This is a genomic window from Microcoleus sp. CAWBG640 (genome assembly GCF_020883015.1).
In the GTDB taxonomy this organism is placed as follows: Bacteria; Cyanobacteriota; Cyanobacteriia; order Cyanobacteriales; family Microcoleaceae; genus Microcoleus; species Microcoleus anatoxicus.
On sequence record NZ_JAHRFC010000058.1, the window covers coordinates 14,535 to 30,990 of the forward strand.

At 43.0% G+C, this 16,456-nt stretch carries 20 protein-coding genes; 4 read left to right on the forward strand and 16 right to left on the reverse strand.

Annotated features, from left to right (window positions below; translation table 11 throughout):
• Positions 1-5 precede the first annotated feature (5 nt).
• The 6 genes from AAFP11_RS22545 to AAFP11_RS22570 form a co-directional block, all read right to left on the reverse strand.
• The gene (locus tag AAFP11_RS22545; protein WP_341739066.1) at positions 6-710 is read right to left on the reverse strand and encodes an MAE_28990/MAE_18760 family HEPN-like nuclease; all 705 of its coding nucleotides are present in this window, start codon (positions 708-710) and stop codon (positions 6-8) included.
• 60 nt (positions 711-770) lie between these two features.
• Positions 771-1,328, reverse strand: coding sequence for a DUF262 domain-containing protein (locus AAFP11_RS22550; RefSeq protein WP_341739067.1), 558 nt, complete (start codon positions 1,326-1,328; stop codon positions 771-773).
• A gap of 213 nt (positions 1,329-1,541) precedes the next feature.
• On the reverse strand, positions 1,542-1,883 hold the full coding sequence (locus AAFP11_RS22555; RefSeq protein ID WP_341739068.1) for a DUF86 domain-containing protein: 342 nt from the start codon (positions 1,881-1,883) through the stop codon (positions 1,542-1,544).
• Positions 1,873-2,184, reverse strand: coding sequence for a nucleotidyltransferase family protein (locus tag AAFP11_RS22560; protein WP_341739069.1), 312 nt, complete (start codon positions 2,182-2,184; stop codon positions 1,873-1,875). Before AAFP11_RS22560 ends, AAFP11_RS22555 begins: the two co-directional genes overlap by 11 nt.
• Positions 2,185-2,247: 63 nt before the next feature.
• The gene (locus AAFP11_RS22565) at positions 2,248-2,511 is read right to left on the reverse strand and encodes a type II toxin-antitoxin system RelE/ParE family toxin (RefSeq protein ID WP_341739070.1); all 264 of its coding nucleotides are present in this window, start codon (positions 2,509-2,511) and stop codon (positions 2,248-2,250) included.
• Complete coding sequence (locus tag AAFP11_RS22570; RefSeq protein ID WP_341739071.1) at positions 2,504-2,758, reverse strand: hypothetical protein; 255 nt, start codon at positions 2,756-2,758, stop codon at positions 2,504-2,506. The genes AAFP11_RS22565 and AAFP11_RS22570 overlap by 8 nt, the downstream gene beginning before the upstream one ends.
• A 143-nt stretch (positions 2,759-2,901) precedes the next feature.
• Between AAFP11_RS22570 and AAFP11_RS22575 the strand changes: the two genes are divergently transcribed.
• Entirely contained in the window at positions 2,902-3,210 is a 309-nt protein-coding gene (locus tag AAFP11_RS22575; protein WP_341739072.1) for a helix-turn-helix transcriptional regulator, read from the forward strand.
• 1 nt (position 3,211) lies between these two features.
• Here the strand turns inward: AAFP11_RS22575 and AAFP11_RS22580 are convergent, their stop codons facing one another.
• The 5 genes from AAFP11_RS22580 to AAFP11_RS22600 all read right to left on the reverse strand — a co-directional run bounded on the left by AAFP11_RS22580 (position 3,212) and on the right by AAFP11_RS22600 (position 4,933).
• Positions 3,212-3,559: a DUF5615 family PIN-like protein gene (locus tag AAFP11_RS22580; RefSeq protein ID WP_341739073.1), complete on the reverse strand. Its 348-nt coding sequence runs from the start codon at positions 3,557-3,559 to the stop codon at positions 3,212-3,214.
• Positions 3,549-3,932 carry a hypothetical protein gene (locus AAFP11_RS22585; protein WP_096830236.1) on the reverse strand — a complete coding sequence of 128 codons (384 nt, stop codon included), beginning with the start codon at positions 3,930-3,932 and terminating at the stop codon, positions 3,549-3,551. The genes AAFP11_RS22580 and AAFP11_RS22585 overlap by 11 nt, the downstream gene beginning before the upstream one ends.
• 62 nt (positions 3,933-3,994) lie before the next feature.
• Positions 3,995-4,330, reverse strand: a complete 336-nt coding sequence (locus tag AAFP11_RS22590) for a hypothetical protein (protein WP_341739074.1) — start codon at positions 4,328-4,330, stop codon at positions 3,995-3,997.
• 8 nt (positions 4,331-4,338) lie between these two features.
• Entirely contained in the window at positions 4,339-4,722 is a 384-nt protein-coding gene (locus tag AAFP11_RS22595) for a hypothetical protein (RefSeq protein ID WP_341739075.1), read from the reverse strand.
• A 97-nt stretch (positions 4,723-4,819) separates the two neighbouring features.
• Complete coding sequence (locus tag AAFP11_RS22600; protein ID WP_325315513.1) at positions 4,820-4,933, reverse strand: HepT-like ribonuclease domain-containing protein; 114 nt, start codon at positions 4,931-4,933, stop codon at positions 4,820-4,822.
• Between the two features lie 548 nt (positions 4,934-5,481).
• Here AAFP11_RS22600 and AAFP11_RS22605 point away from each other — a divergent pair.
• On the forward strand, positions 5,482-6,075 hold the full coding sequence (locus AAFP11_RS22605) for a hypothetical protein (protein ID WP_341739076.1): 594 nt from the start codon (positions 5,482-5,484) through the stop codon (positions 6,073-6,075).
• Between the two features lie 90 nt (positions 6,076-6,165).
• Here the strand turns inward: AAFP11_RS22605 and AAFP11_RS22610 are convergent, their stop codons facing one another.
• The gene (locus AAFP11_RS22610) at positions 6,166-6,540 is read right to left on the reverse strand and encodes a DUF5615 family PIN-like protein (RefSeq protein WP_333367704.1); all 375 of its coding nucleotides are present in this window, start codon (positions 6,538-6,540) and stop codon (positions 6,166-6,168) included.
• Positions 6,524-6,766 carry a DUF433 domain-containing protein gene (locus AAFP11_RS22615; RefSeq protein WP_333198745.1) on the reverse strand — a complete coding sequence of 81 codons (243 nt, stop codon included), beginning with the start codon at positions 6,764-6,766 and terminating at the stop codon, positions 6,524-6,526. Before AAFP11_RS22615 ends, AAFP11_RS22610 begins: the two co-directional genes overlap by 17 nt.
• Positions 6,767-6,959: 193 nt before the next feature.
• Between AAFP11_RS22615 and AAFP11_RS22620 the strand changes: the two genes are divergently transcribed.
• Positions 6,960-8,915 carry an ABC-F family ATP-binding cassette domain-containing protein gene (locus tag AAFP11_RS22620; protein WP_341739077.1) on the forward strand — a complete coding sequence of 652 codons (1,956 nt, stop codon included), beginning with the start codon at positions 6,960-6,962 and terminating at the stop codon, positions 8,913-8,915.
• Positions 8,916-9,150: 235 nt separating this feature from the next.
• Positions 9,151-9,369: an AAA family ATPase gene (locus AAFP11_RS22625; RefSeq protein WP_341739078.1), complete on the forward strand. Its 219-nt coding sequence runs from the start codon at positions 9,151-9,153 to the stop codon at positions 9,367-9,369.
• Here the strand turns inward: AAFP11_RS22625 and AAFP11_RS22630 are convergent.
• The 3 genes from AAFP11_RS22630 to AAFP11_RS22640 all read right to left on the reverse strand — a co-directional run bounded on the left by AAFP11_RS22630 (position 9,363) and on the right by AAFP11_RS22640 (position 16,234).
• Positions 9,363-14,780, reverse strand: a complete 5,418-nt coding sequence (locus AAFP11_RS22630; RefSeq protein ID WP_341739079.1) for an AAA family ATPase — start codon at positions 14,778-14,780, stop codon at positions 9,363-9,365. The two genes, AAFP11_RS22625 and AAFP11_RS22630, sit on opposite strands and share 7 nt — an antisense overlap.
• Before the next feature lie 245 nt (positions 14,781-15,025).
• On the reverse strand, positions 15,026-15,472 hold the full coding sequence (locus AAFP11_RS22635) for a hypothetical protein (RefSeq protein ID WP_341739080.1): 447 nt from the start codon (positions 15,470-15,472) through the stop codon (positions 15,026-15,028).
• Positions 15,473-15,613: 141 nt separating this feature from the next.
• Positions 15,614-16,234, reverse strand: coding sequence for a 2OG-Fe(II) oxygenase (locus AAFP11_RS22640; RefSeq protein WP_340526018.1), 621 nt, complete (start codon positions 16,232-16,234; stop codon positions 15,614-15,616).
• Positions 16,235-16,456: the final 222 nt, after the last annotated feature.

Here is a 16,456-nt window from a genome sequence, read left to right on the forward strand (position 1 = left end):
GACGGCTAAATTCTGTATTTTTTATTTTCAATATAATCATCAATATTAGTCAGTAGATTAGTTAAATATTTTACCAATTTATCTTTATCATCAACTAACTTGCTCCAAAGTATTTGATTGGAAGCATCACAAAACGAAACATTTCCATGGGCCAAATCGCATCGAATCTTAACGACAAAATTCAGAATGTCATCTATTTCTCTACTCGCAACTCCTAAATTTCCAAAGAAGCCGTACATATCTATGAGTTCTTTGATAGTTTTAGCATCCAAATTTCCCGATATGGGAATATTAGATGGATCTAACGAAACTATCTCATCATTCAAAACCGATTTAATTAATTCCTGAAGATTGTCAGCGATCGAATCTTTTTTGATATATGAATCTCTGAAACTTTTACTTCGATCGTTCAGTAACCACAATCTCTTGATTTTGGGACTTAAATCTTTATAAGTTAATTGCTCGACTAAAATAACATCATGAATGGCAGTTATACCATTTCTAACAGAGGATTCGACAAGATTGTATAATAGCAGGTAACAATGAGACTGCAAGATTTTTTGAAGCTCGCTATCAACAATATATTCACCTGATGGGAAGATGATTGATTTAGCAGACAATGCACCAAGTTGTTCGATTTTATCTACTAATTCAAAATATTTCTGGATTTCTGCCACTCGCCTGTTAAAGTCTCTGATGAACTCTTTCATAGGCTGCAACTTAAAAGTTTATCCTTAGCATAGTCAACTCTTGGTTTCATATTCTCAGGCTTATGAGTTTGGTAGCAGACTATTGGAATTAGGAGTTAGATCGAGATTACTGGTGTTGATGCGATAGAAAATATCATTCCTTACTTTTTCATCAGCTTTGTCTGAGAGAACTATCATTCTAAGCGAAGTATTTTTAAACTTTCTTTGGCGTGAGGGTGCGAGATCCTTAAAATAGGAACCATTTAGAGAATTTAATGTTTGAAGACTACTCAACTGGAACTGATTTGTGAGGAAAGCTGCCAGAGTCATCACCCTCTGAGCTCCATCAACAATCGCTATTTTTCCAGTTTCTTCAATTTCTGCAACAATCATGGCAGCAATAGGGACACCAAGAATAATGGATTCAATGAATCGAGATTGATGATTAGTATCCCATCTCAAGTTTCTGTGAAATTCAGGGATATAAATATCACTGAGCCGTCCATCATCTTGTTCCAGGTATTTATCGACTATGAATTCGATGGTGTATTCTGTGGTATGGTAGTCAATCTTTTGCTTTATTTCGTCAATCTGCTCTTCGGCGATATTGATGATGTCTTGCCTAATTGCTTGAGACATAAGCACCTGCGTCTATATAACTTTGTTTAAGTAGCTAGAGTCACAATCAAACTATAACATAAATTTCTGGTAGTTAAACGATCGCACTTAGCAGCGCAAGGCGATCGCTCACTGAGAGTTGGCTGGCTTTTTCTTTAAGCTCTTGCAAGGACATATAAAAATACTCCAACAAAGGTTGATATCTGAATTATAGTACAAATGAGCTAGTAGCGTTTATTCTTCTAGCAGTAGAGGTTCCAAGGCAATCAGCAGTGTTGGAATATCTTCATTTGAGGTTTTCCAGACTTCATCTAGGTCGATATCATCATATCGATGAATCAAGTTGTCCCGCATTCTGGCAATGAGTGACCAAGGAATTTCTGAATGTTGCGATCGCAATTCTGAAGAAATGCGTTTCACCGCTTCACCGATAATCAGAAGTTGAAACACGATCGCAGATTGCGTTTTATCATCATTGAGAAATGCACTTTTGTCCATGTTACCTTTATATTGCAGGACTTTTTGAGCAGAAGAGGCAATGTCTAGCAAGGAAGCGCGATCGCGATTATTTGACATAGATAGTTTGAGCCGTAGACAGAATTTCTTGACGGCGAATCCAGTTGGAACTGCGCTCGATCGCTCTTTTACTGATTAGATCAACTGGTCTGCTTAGCAATGCTTCGAGTTCTTCCTGCATTTGGGCGTGATCGAGTAGACCCCAGTTGGCTGTGGGAGCAAAAGCAACTAAGATATCGATGTCGCTGTCTGCATGAAAGTCATCCCGAAGGATAGAACCAAACAGAGAGAGTTCGATGATTTGCCAGTGTTGGCAGAATTTGGTGATTTGGTCGATTGGTAGGGCGATCGCGGTTTTCATTCAGCCTCCTCAATCTTTCTTTTTAAATCGATCGCTCTTGCTGCTGGGCTGACTAACTCGCCCTCACTGTTCATACACTTGACTGCGATGGGCTATCGCCACAACAAATACCTGTACAACTTCATCATCGATCGAGTAAATGACTCTGTAGTCACCGATTCGGTAGCGATAGTACCCTGCATAATCTCCTTTGAGGGCTTTAATGTTAGGATGCAACTGGGGAGTTTGTTCTAATTGTTCCAAACATCGGGCAATTTTTTTCGCTAGGGATTTGTCAGCATTGACATAAACCTTTTGAGCATCAGGATGGAGAAGAACTTCATACATCAGAGCGAAGAGTTCTCCAGTTTGTATAATCAGTTTTAGGAGTTGCTTGATTTTGCTTAACTCGCTCTAGCAATCCAGAAATTGCCAAAAGTTCTTGAGTTGCAGCTTCGCTTTCTGCATTGGCTAAATAAGCTGCAAAATCAGCAAGCACCTGTAATCGTTCTGGTGATAGTTGCTGGAGTAAGTCGTTAAGCTGGCGGTGTAACTCTGTCACAGATATCAAATCTGCTGAGGACCGATCGTTCATTTGGGAATTATCCGTGCTTTTTCCCTCATTTTACCGCATAGTTTTTGTGTTTGTCAATCTCTTGTTGCGATTGCAATCTAGCCAAGGTTTACTCATCAATCTCAACATTCATAACTACAAACAATCTCTAAAGGATGACAAAAATGAGCGATGAAATTAAGGTGCGATCGAGTAGTGGCAATATTTTCGCCGATATAGGGCTGCCAAATTGTTCAGAATTATTGATTAAAGCGGAGCTGGTTCGCCAAATTAGTGAACTAATTACAGTGCGAAAATTGACCCAGATTGAAGCAGCAAAATGCCTGGGAATCGATCGCCCTAAAATCACTGATTTGCTGCGTGGCAAACTATCTGAGTTTTCGATCGATCGCCTGTTCCGGTTTTTAAACGCGCTTGGTAGTGATGTGGAGATTCGGGTGATTGCAAAACCTGAATCTGAAAATTTTTTGTAAATTAATAACTCCATTGATTGAGAACCACAAACTGATTATTGAGGTCATATTCTGCCGTCTCTAAATTATCAATTGCCTTCACAATCGCCTGATAACTCATGTTTTTAGAAGCCTCAGAATCTTGATAAACTGCCAAAATCCCTGAATGTTCTGGGTTCGCTTGATGTAATTCCTGAAAGTCATCACAATTGCGTGTCAGCACGACTCTCTCATTTTCTCTGGCAGCCTGTAACACGACTGAATCTGGACGATTCATTAAATCCAATGTATTAACTGTCGCTACATCGTGACCGGCTGCCTGAAGAAGATTAACTAAATACTTTGCTTGAGAATCTTCGTCAAGCAGCATTCGTAGGCTCAAGTTGGACTCCTTTTACTTCTAATCGATAGCGTTCCTCCTCTGCTTCTAATTTTAAAAGTTCTTGATTATTCTCACAGTAATCAATCACCTCATAGATAGCATCAAGTGGTAAATCCCAATTTTCGGATGCTTGTTCCGATGACATATGATTAGCAGTCATGTCTCGCCAAATAGTCGATGCCAGTAATTTATGTCCTTTAATATAAAGTTGTTTTCGCCAAGGATGAGGACGTGCAATTAAATATTGCCAATTCTCGATTTCTGGTGTAGTTTGGAGTGATTGAACGATCGCACTTAGCAGGGCAAGGCGATCGCTGACAGAGAGTTGACAGGCTTTTTCTTTAAGCTGTTGCAGGGACATATAAAAATGCTCCAACAAAGGTTGGTATCTGAATTATAGTACAAATGTCGTTTTACTGACAACTACTCGTAGCGTACCTTCTTAGATTTAATCACCTTACTTACATCATCGTGCCTTTGCCCCTCAATAATATCCTTGAGATGAATTTGCCCATTAATGTATTGAACGTGGATACGCCAAACTGAGACTTTATCGATATCAGCACGATAAATTGCTTGCTTCACACCCTTTACTTTGTGCAGTCTCGTTTTTGGAAAATTTCTGGTTCTGTGACACTCGTTGTCTTCAAGTTCTGCCAAAGCTTCCAGAAAACAAATCTTTAGCTCGTTATCTGGCAAAATCTTCATGGCTTCGTGAATAATGCCATATTCATCGCAGAGCGTAATAGTCAGTGCCATAAATCAGCTTACGAAATTTGGGCAGTTGCTAGATTGTGGTGAAGCATATCTTGATATAAAGACTCTGCTACACCCTGATATGCTTTATCTAGTTCATCGTCTTTGACTACTCGAAAAAGAGTAAAAATAACTTGCCCAAAAATTGGATCTTCGTCAACTGCCCAAATTACTCTTAATGTTCGAGAAACCGTTAGTGCGTACAGTGAAGATTCGTAACCATTAAGATTTAACGGTAGGAGAAGGCGACGAACCTTGCGATAAAAATTAGCTTTTTGAGTTGGGAAGATGCTGGCGCAATCGTTGATTTTGGCGATCGCTGCTGCTTTTTCAGCTTCACTCAACTTAGCAAGATCTTTCTCAAATCGCCTTGTTGACTCAATTAAAATATCCACGTTAGGAACCGCCAGTCTGATTAAGTGTATTATACCGCATTTATAGAATTTATTCTTCTAGTAGTAGAGGTTCCAAGGTGATCGGCAGTGTTGGAATTTAATTTGAGGTTTTCCAGACTTCATCTAGGTCGATGTCATCATATCGATGAATCAAGTTATCTCGCATTCTGGCGATGAGTGACCAAGGAATTTCTGAATGTTGCGATCGCAATTCCGAAGAAAGTTGTTAAAGATTCCGGAATTCAATGCAGTCATCCAGTAGATAGAGCTTATGAGATTTTCTTACTACATTTAGCCAATGACTCAGCCAACGCCAGATCCGCAATCTCAACCGTCCCAGTCTGCTCATTCCGGACGCGATAGCATTCAGACTGGGAGAGATCATGTGCATAACTCTTCTAACAGTCCCTCATCTACCTTCAACCTTTCGATTCCGACAGTGATTGTTCTGGGTGGTATGATAAGCCTGGGTCTTGTTTTTGGGCGAGGGATTGGAACCCAGCTTAACCCACCCCCATTACCCCCCAATACTCCTACTGCCCCTGCATCGATTTCTCCCAAGCCCTAGTGGTCAGGTACTTACATACAGCATATTCCATGTATATGTGGTACACACAATCTTGTGGATCTACGTGGTTAGTTGACCAAGAGTTTTGCTACGGTACTTCATGAACCTGGAATATGCTGTATTTAACTGGTCTCTAAAGCTTTTTGTCTGGACTGGACTTCGCGATATAGTAATTTATTCAATTAATATTAATGTCAAATCAACCAGAGCATAGACCAAAGTCTCAGGACGCTCATGCGGGTCGAGATATCATTCAGGTCGGTCGCGACTATATTCAGAATATTCATTACAATCTCACCTCTGGAAATTGGATTATTGGAATTCTACAGCTACTCCCACTCGGCTTGATTACTTGGTTAATATTCAACTTATTTCTGACTGTGAAAAGTTCCTTTATATACGGAGAGTTTTCCGGCAGTACGGTCTTAAATCAGGGGACTATAAAGGTTATCTATTCGGATAAAACACTCTTACTAAGTTCCGCCAACCAAGGTCAAAGCAATGTCTATGTCTCTGTCATGGCTAACGGTATTTCACTCAGCGAATATCAGCAGGGAAGCGTTCATATTGGTGAAGGATCTGGAGTGACTGGCTTACTACATATTATCGATGCTAATGGTACTGCAATGTATCAATTGAATACAGTCGGCACAGATTTAACATTGTTATTAGACAAAAATCCTCTAACCGTGGGTGCTTTTATGCAAGGTCGGCTTCACGGTAAGGTCACGGATGGTAATAAGTCGAAACAGGTTGACTTGAAAGTAACTGTACCTGTGCAGTGAGAGACGGTTAAGATGTCGTAACAAATTGTCGCTGTTGTTTTGGCGACAATTTTTATTTATATTTTAGCGATCGTGCCTTATGACTATTTTTTAGACATCTGGTATGAGTGGCAGACGGCGAATCCGAATACGGCTTGGCTCGATCGAAATAGCCGATCCTTGTTCTAGATCCTCCTCGCACTGAGCAATTACCATCAGCAGTAAATCCATTAATGCTTGGGCGCGTAACCTTTCAATCCGAACGCGAATAACTGAGGGAGAAACTGCTTCATCAAGTGCTAGTAATGTATGAAAATCTGCATCGAGGGTAACAACTACACGTTCCTCTTCTCTGGCTTTCTGGATGATTTCGGCATCTTCGGCTTGAGACATACCAATTTCACCAACATGGATGGTGTCGATACCTGCATCACGTAATAATGCTGCCGCAGAAAGTGGTAATCCCTGGTCAAGCAACAGCTTCATAATGATTAGGTAGTTCAATGATGCGATCGTCAAGATAAGAGGATACAAAAATTAGAGCTTGTCGGATATCTTCATCCTCTAATTCGGGAAACTCTTGATGTAGTTCTTCTCGATCGGGATAAGTTGCTAGCAGCTCGATTACCCGACGAACAGTCAGCCGAAGATCGCGAATACATGGTTGCCCATTCATCCGCTTGGGATTGCTGGTAATACGATCTATTTTCATTGCTCCTAATCTCAACTCTTACTTATTATTTTATATCCCATATTACCAGTTCTGAAACTTTGGCTGATAAATTCTCGCTTGCCTTGGATGAAATCGCAAATCAGAACCAAGGGCGGTAAAAGACATGATATAATCTAAAATACTGCTAATTGCTAGTGAATGTCAAAAGCTAAGTAGATAATTTGATATACTGATGACTATTTTTACTCTACGATCGATCAAAAAAGACTTCGGCATCAAGGAACTCTTGACAGATGCCAGCTTCAGCCTCGATGAAGGCGATAAAGTCGGACTCATCGGCACCAACGGTTCCGGGAAATCAACCCTGCTGAAAATGATTGCGGGCTTGGAGTCGATCGACTCTGGCGATCGCTGGGTCAATCCAGGCGCTACAATTGTCTACCTCCCGCAACAGCCCGATTTGGACGAAAATCACACGGTTTTAGAGCAAGTATTTGCTGACAGCGGCGAACAAATGGCTTTGGTACGCGAATACGAGGAGATTTCCGATAAATTGTCCCACCACCAAGGCGATACTGACAAGTTGATGGCGCGACTGTCTGCGGTATCTGAACGCATTGATGAGGTGGATGCGTGGGATTTGGAAACTAAGGCTAAGTTGATTTTGACTAAGTTGGGAATTGAGGATTTTGATGCCAAAATTGGCGATTTGTCGGGCGGCTATCGCAAGCGAATTGCCTTAGCAACGGCTTTACTTTCGGAACCAGATGTGTTGTTGATGGATGAACCGACTAACCACTTGGATGCGCTGTCTGTGGAGTGGTTGCAGAATTATTTGAATGGCTATCGCGGTGCTTTGTTGTTGATTACGCACGATCGCTATTTTCTCGATCGCGTCACCAATCGCATCCTAGAGATCGATCGGGGCGACCTTTACAATTATAGTGGCAATTACGCCTACTACTTGGAGAAAAAAGCCTTAGCTGAAGAATCCGCCGCCAGCACTCAACGCAAATTTTCGGGAGTATTGCGACGCGAGTTGGAATGGCTCAAGAAGGGGCCAAAGGCGCGCAGTACCAAGCAAAAAGCTCGGATCGATCGCATTAAAGATATGCGCGCCGAAGAGTTCAAAACAGCCAATGGCAAAGTCGAGATTGCTACAGCCGGCCGCCGAATTGGTAAGAAAGTTGTTGAGTTACTGAATATCCGTAAAGCTTATGGCGATCGCACTTTAATCAAAGATTTTACCTACAATTTCACTCCCGAAGACCGGATTGGGATTATTGGCTGTAACGGTGCAGGAAAATCGACGCTGATGGATATCATCACCGGACGAATTCAGCCAGATTCCGGTACTGTCGAAATTGGCACAACGATTCACATCGGTTATTTCGACCAACATTCGGAGGATTTGACACCCAATGAAGACCAGCGAGTGATTGAATACCTCAAAAGTGTGGCAGAATTGGTGAAAACTGCCGATGGAGAAATCATTACGGCTTCTCAAATGTTGGAGAAGTTTCTGTTTCCGCCGATTCAACAGTATGCACCGATTAGCAAACTTTCCGGCGGGGAAAAGCGCCGATTGTTTCTGTTGAAAGTGCTGATGAGTGCACCGAACTTGCTGATTCTGGATGAACCGACGAATGACTTGGACGTGCAGACTTTGGCGGTGTTGGAGGATTATCTGGAAGACTTCAACGGCTGCGTAATTGTCGTTTCGCACGATCGCTATTTTCTCGATCGCACAATTGATATGGTTTTCGCCTTAGAACCTGGGGGAAATTTGCGTTTGTATCCTGGTAATTATTCGGTGTACTTAGATCACAAAAAAGCGGAAGAAGCGAAGGAAGTTAAAGCACAAAAAAATCAAGGTAAACTATCACAATCCGCTACCCCCCCCAACCAGGGCGGGCACGGGGGCACCGCCCCTACAAGCGGGGGAGAGAATCAGGAATCAGAGAAACCGCGCAAACTATCATTTAATGAAAAACGGGAATACGATCAATTAGAAGCTAAAATTCCGCAATTGGAAGCTGAAAAAGCAGAGATTGAGCAGATTTTGTCTCTCAATTCTCCGAGGGGGTTTGGTGAGGTGAAAAAGTTATCTGAACGTTTGGGCAAATTGAATCAAGAGATTGAAAAAGCAACAGAAAAATGGATGGAATTGGCGGAAAGGGTGAGTTAAGTTGCGGTGAGTGCAAGTATTTCGTTTACAGCGTACTATATTTGTTTGTAGTGAGGACTTTAGGGTACATCTGAGTTTTGTAATATATTCGTAGGGGCGAAGCATGACCGCAGTAAATCTGTGGTAATCACTAATAAATTGTCTGCGGTCATGCTTCGCCCTTACAAAATTGAGATGTACGCGGACTAAAGTCCTTACTATAAACCTTAAAGTAATCACATAATAACTAGATTCCATGCTAAAACGGATATACATTGACAATTTTCGCTGTCTGGTTAATTTTGAAATTGACCTTGATGCAATTAATTTATTTCTGGGTACTAACGGTTCTGGAAAATCAACTGTTTTTGAAGTATTGCAGAAAATCCAAGCATTGGTCAGCGGCGACAGTAAGGTAGAAGGAATTTTCAAACCAGCGGACTTCACCCGCTGGCAAACTTCACAAATTCACTGAATGTCTTTCACCGCGATCGCCTTCACCGGAATTGAAATGACAAACTCTGTACCTTCACCTAAAGTTGAATTCACCTTCAGTATACCATTGTGTTTGTCAACAACAATCTGACGCGCGATCGCCAATCCTAACCCCGTGCCTTTTCCCACGCCTTTGGTGGTAAACAAATGCTCGAAGATTTTTTCTTTTACTTCATCCGTCATCCCCATCCCGTTGTCCTGAATTCGGATCTGTACCTCGGTGACAAATAATTCTGTTTTAATAATAATTTGATTGGGATGAGCTTCAATTTCTGCAAAACTGCGAGCTTGATTCGAGTCTTCTAGGGCATCGATCGCATTTGCCAACAGATTCATAAATACCTGGTTGAGTTGGCCGGCAAAACATTCGACTAGGGGAATATTGCCGTAATTTTTGATGACGGCAATTTCCGGGCGAACTTCGTTGGCTTTGAGGCGATGTTTCAGAATCAGCAGGGTACTATCGAGTCCGTCATGCAAGTTAAAAGCAACGGGCTTGTCAGTATCCGCGCGAGAAAAGGTACGCAAACTAATGCTGATATTGCCGATGCGATCGACTCCGGCTTGCATCGAACCCACTAATTTTGGTAAATCGGTGCGAATGAATTCTAAATCGATCGCTTCCATCTCGTCTTGAATTTCCCGATCGGGATTGGGGTATTTTTCCCGATACAAGTCAATTAAACCAAACAAATCGTTAATATTGTCGAGGGCGGGTTGGATATTGCCTTTGAGGAATCCGACGGGATTGTTGATTTCGTGCGCAACCCCGGCAACCAAATTGCCCAGGGCAGACATTTTTTCACTTTGGACAATTTGCATTTGAGCTTGTTGCAAATCGAGCAGTGCTTGTCGCGATTGCTGGTACAGCTTGGCATTTTCTAAGGAAATTGCTGCTTGAGCGCAGAGCAAATTCAGAATTTCTGCGCGATCTTCCGTAAATGCTCGCGATGTAACATTGTTTTCCAGATACAAAATGCCCAGCAACTTGCCTTGATTGAGGATTGGCATACAAAGCAAACTCTTGGGCTGGTGGCGCAGGATGTAGGGATCTGCCACCAGTCGCAGATGAGCGAGTGGGTTGGCGACGATCGCAGGTTTCAGGGTGCGTTTGACTGAGTAGATCGAGGAAGCCGGGACATCCTGACTCTCGGCTAAGGGAATGTGACAAAGCACGGTAGCAGATCGATCTGATCGAGCTTGTGCTTTAATTACCAGGCTGTCATCTTCTAGCAGCAGCAAGACACATTTGTTTGCTCCGGCATTTTCGATCGCCACTTGCAACAAACTCGCCATCAGTTTTTCCAGTTCGATTTCGCCGGAAAGGGCTTGAGAGGCTTTGAGAATTCCTGCCAAATCGAAAGCCGCAGAAGCACTGCTAGAAGTAGAGGTGAGAGTACGTTTGGCAGATATGATTTCATTTAGTCTCAGCGGTAAGTGCGATCGCTCCAAAATCGGTATCAGCAAGTGCGGATAGCGTTGCTCTAAATCATCAATTTTTGCCTTAGCGCCCCAGTGGGCGTAGCAGTAGTAAGCCTCAATTAGATATGTTTGAGCGATTTTTGCTTTGTCCCAGTCGAGGTAGAATTTGGCGGCGAGTTCATTGGCTAAGGCTTCTTCTTGGATGTAACTGTTTTCTTTTGCTCCAAAAATAGCGCGATCGTAAAGCTCGATCGCCATTATTTTATTACCCAAAACTCGATATTTTTCTGCCTCAACCAAATCGTACTTATGCTGAAAATTCATCGGGGCGTGATGTGCCCACGTTTGCATCTGAGCCTGATTCGCTGCAACCTGGCTCAGAAATTCATCGCGAGCTGAGTTTGTGGCATCAGGACACTGGGAAAGGAGAGCCAGAGAATAGTAAAAATTGTGTTCAACAATCGTCATGATTCCAGTTGCTGTCTGCTGATAAGGTTCCGCTTCCCTAGCACAGGCAAGGGCTTGTTCCGGCGCATTCAACAGGTACAGCAGCCAAGATTTCGCAACATTGAGAGCAAACAACGTTGTACCATTCTTTTGCTCAACTAAAATTGGCAAGATTTCTGCCTCCTGGAATGCGAGTCCATTTAACTGAAGCGGATCTTCCGCAATACCAAGTAAATTGAGAACAATCTGATGCCATACCTGACCGTAAAACACATGATATTCCAGTTTGTGTTTTTGCAAGAAATCGAGATACTGCTGATGCTTCTGCTCCACCAATTCTAAAGATTTACCTGCAAACAACAAATGGCTGCAATAGTTAAGTATGCCATAGCCAGACGAGACTAAATCTCCATTGTCAAACCCCAGGTTAAAGGCTAATATTAATGGTTCAATGGTTGTCTGAATATGTTCTTTCCAATGTCTGACATAGCCATTGAAGCTCAATATGCTGTGTGCTTTAATTACTGGATTATCGGATTGCTCAACCAAAGCCACAGCCAGTTGACACAACTGATAACCCATGTCCACTTCTCCTCTGCTACACAGCGTCATGCCATGAGTATTATAGGGATACATTGCTTGCTGCGAATTCCCATACTGGATACAGGAATGGAGTGCTGTAAAAACTGCCTGCTGAGACAGTGACGGATCGATCATATAAGCAGCATGGCCAATCGTATTTAAGATTTGTAGGGCTGCGATTCGATCGGGCTGTGTCATTGGTGGCAAGTTGATTAATGCCTCAATGTTTAGTTCTGCCGGTGGTTCTTTCTCCAGATGAATCCCCAGCAGTTCTAGAGTTTGTAATCCCGTATAAATCGCTGCTTGTAACTGGGTTTGAGCAAGATAAATCTGCATCTTTTGTTCGTAGACGCTGACCTGTTCCAGGAGTGTTTTAGCATTTTTCAAGGCGATTTCAACCAGGACATGAGATTGCTCAAAATTGCTGGTTAGGTATTCTGCCTTGGCTGCTTCTAGATGCAGATCGATCGTCAGGTCATATTGACGATTCCAATCCTCAGGGGTGAGAATTCCTAAAGCAACATTGAAATATTTAACTGCTGCTGTGTAAGCGGTTGCAGACATTGCTTTTTTACCAGCCCTGCAATTGAGTTGAACCAGTTCATCTATTTGAGATGGAGTGGTAATTAAATTAGCTCCAATATTCAAATGATTGACAATCTCAAAAATCTTTTCTCCAAGTAGCTCAGTTGAAGTATTGCTCAGCCATAGCTGTCCAATTTTGAGGTGAGTAGCCTGTTTTTGGTCGTCTGGGATCGACGAGTAGGCAGCTTGTTGGACGCGATCGTGCAAAAATCCGTAAGAACAGTGTTGAGTAGGGAATGGCGAGGGCTGAGTTGTTAATTCTGCTTCGATCTGGTAAAACTTATAGGTTTCGCTCACAGGCAGAACCAGTCCTTCCTGCAAGGCTTTCCACAAATCAGCAGCAGTTGCGATTTGAGATTGCTCGGAGATGATCGCCAGTGTATTTAAGTTGAACTGCGCCCCAATGCAAGCGGCAAGTTTGAGCATCGTCTGAGTTTGTGCCGGCAACTTCCGCAATTGCAGTGCCATAAACTCCACCACATCATCAGTGGTTGCCAAAGTTTTGATTTGGGCAATATCGCACTGCCACCCCCCTTGACTTCCTCCCTTGCTAAGGGGGGACTGAGGGGGGTCAAAGGTAATTTGTCCATCCTCATGCAGAGATTTGAGAAACTGAGTAGCAAAAAAGGGATTGCCTTGGGTTTTTTGATAAACTAATTCTGTCAGCGGTTGGGCGAGAGGGATGTCGCAGTTCAACGTATCCGCTACTAACTGATTCATATCCATTAAACTCAATGGTTGCAGAGTGATGGTATGCACCGCCCGGCCAGTTTTGATAATCTCATCGATCGCCAGCATCAATGGATGAACTGACGACACTTCGTTATCGCGATAGGCGCCAATTACTAACAGATGTTCCGTATCCTGCATCAGCAATTCCATTAACTTCAGTGATGCCAAATCTGCCCACTGCAAATCGTCTAGAAACAATACTAACGGATGTTCCGCAGAGGTAAACACCTGCACAAACTTCTGCATCAGCAAATTAAACCGATTTTGGGCACGACTTCCTGATAATTCAGGTGCCGGAAGTTGTTTGCCAGTGATTTGTTCTAGTTCTGGAATCACGTCAATCAAAACTTGTCCGTTATCTCCAACAGCTTTGAGAATTTGGGTTTTCCAGTTTTGCAATTGGGTATCTGATTCTGCTAGCAATTGTCCCATCAAATCGCGGAATGCTTGCACGAAGGCACTGAAGGGAATGTTGCGCCCAAATTGGTCGTATTTTCCCTTGATAAAATAACCGCGCTGTCGTACAATCGGTTTATGAATTTCATTGACAACGGCGGTTTTACCAATGCCGGAAAAGCCAGCCACCAGCATCAGTTCGGATTGGGGATTTTCGATTGGGGATTCTCGATTGTCTTGATTTTTGCCGGCAATGCGATCGAAGGCTTGTAATAATGTCTGGACTTCTGATTCTCGTCCGTAGAGTTTTTCGGGAATCAGAAAGCGATCGCAGATATCCCGTGCACCCAACTTAAACAAATCAATCTTGCCTGTTTCCTGCAACTGATGCAGGCAAATCTTTAAATCGTGCTTCAGTCCTGAAGCACTTTGATAACGGTCTTCTGCATTTTTTGCCATCAGCTTGCAGACAATTTGTGACAACACTGAGGGCACGTTAGGATTGAGGCGATCGACCGTGACAGGCTGCTTGGCTAAATGACAGTGTACTAACTCGATTGGATCGTTGGAAGCAAAGGGCAATTCTCCCGTCAGCAGTTCATAAAATGTCACTCCCAAAGCATAAAAGTCACTGCGATAATCGATGCCGCGATTCATCCGCCCGGTTTGTTCTGGTGAGAGATATGCTAAGGTTCCCTCTAGGGCGTTAGCATTCTGAATTTCTTGAGTTTCGCGGGGTAGCAAAGAAGCGATGCTGAAGTCAATCAACTTGACTTGTCGCGTGTCTGGATGAATTAGAATATTAGCTGGTTTGAGGTCTTTGTGAATCACTCGCTGTCGGTAGAGTTCATCTAAAGCTGCTGCAATTTGAATCGTAATCTGAAGGAATGCAATCAAAGTTTGCAGGCTATCTCCCATGTGTCCCTCTCGCTTGAGCATTTCCGAAAGCGAAATGCCGCCGAAGTCTTCCATTACTAGGGCGTAGGCATTTTGATAAGGTTCTAGGGTTAAAGGTTTGACAATGCTGGGCCCGTCAAGATTTTTGGCGATCGCATATTGATTGCGGAATTGTACAAGTTCGCTAAAGTTAGGAAATGGGTTTCTCAGCAGTTTGATGACGACCGGAGTGAGATCGTTTTCTCGGAGACCTCGATAGACTAAAGTACGAGAACCTACATAGAGTTGTTCGGTAATTATATACCCTAACAATTCAGTAATTTCAATCATTCTCCTTCCCTCAAAGCGAACTGTGCACTATTACTAAACGTTACCTTGCAGCGATCGTCTTGATGGAGATCTAAATCACAAACTGGCGATCGTGGTAAAAAAGATCCGAAGGCACTTGTCTGTCAAGTTGGATAAGTTCGATCGATAATACACACCATGCGCAGATACCCGACTTCTTCAAGAAATCGGGTATCTAACAGCTATGGGATTTTAGGTTGAATTTGAGCGATTTACCTATCTACTCTCTAATTACCAAAAGCATCCTTGATGCTATCAACAGTGCGCTCAATAGCGTTCTTTGTGTTGTCTACTGCTTTTTGAGTCCGGGCAGAATCTTCCCCTGCTCTTTTCTCAATGGTGGCTGCATCTTTTTTGGCTTTGCGCTCTGCGACACTACCGTCTTCGGTTGATCGATCGACTTTAGCTGCATTAGTCTTGGCTGTTTCCTTGACCTTATCTTCCGTGTCTCGGATGAAATTCTTGGCTCGTCCCGCATCTGTACTGGCTTTATCTTGAATTTTATCGCCCAGGTCTGCTGCTGCGATCGAACTTGCAAAAGGGGCGGCCATTGCTGAGGTGTTGGAGAAAAATGCACCTTGCCAAACAAAGGCGATCACCGACAGACAAAGCACAGTTGCAGCCATCCAGCGTCTAGCAGTCGAAAACCGCTTCGTCAAGTAATTCAGATTCATAAAAATACCATCTCTATCAGGTTTAGCCTCCTATTTGTAATCGATTTTACCGATCGCCTCAATCTTTCCCCAGATAGAGGTTTTTGCGCCATCGCTGGTTAAACGAATTCACTATTTTGATAGATGGTGATTATGGTCATTCTACGGTGTACGATTTCCTGATTTGCTTTTTGCCTTCGCCGCCCTAGATTCCACTGTAAATGGTGGGATGTCTGCCAATTCTGTGGCGCTCAAACTGTATTGTTCGCAAACTAAACTCAGGCGGGTTCCACCGCTTGTCACTGCATTCACAGCATGAGTTAAATCTCCTTGAAAATACACGAGGGTATTTGCTTCTGGTTTAATCTGCCCGACTTGTTTTTTGTGACAGCGCAACACCAACTCTCCGCCTTCGAGATTTGTTGGTACTTGGATGTATAAAACGCTGACTGCTGCCGGAGGTTCCACCGTTTTACAGTAGGATCGCAAAGAGCGATCGATATGTGGATCGACACGGGAACCTTCTTTGAGCCACAGAGGGTTGAGATAAAAAGCATTGCAAGCTGGTTGTAGGGCTTGGTCTAGATAGGGTTTAAAGTATGGGAAACGCTGTTCTACTTGGGCGATTTCCGAACGTTGAAATACCACGGAAAAGCCTTTTGTACCGATGAAGTCGCGGTTGAGGTTATTGATGGCAAAATAAGGGGATGCGAGAATTGCTCCTCGCAAGTCGTTGAGATAAGTAATAGAGAAAGCGTTAGGATGCTTGCTGTAGTATTTCAAGGAATTCTATAAATGTGCGATCGAGCAATATCCAGAATACATCATGATTTTTGGTAGGAGCCAACTGAAACCATAAATATGGGAAAAACCCACTTCCTGCTACATAAGATTGACATAAAGCGGACAAGAATGACATCTCGGACACTTAAAACTTACTTCCTGCTTCTACGTAGGGAGTCGGCTCCTTCTACTCAGAGCGGCGTGAATTCAGGATTAGCCATC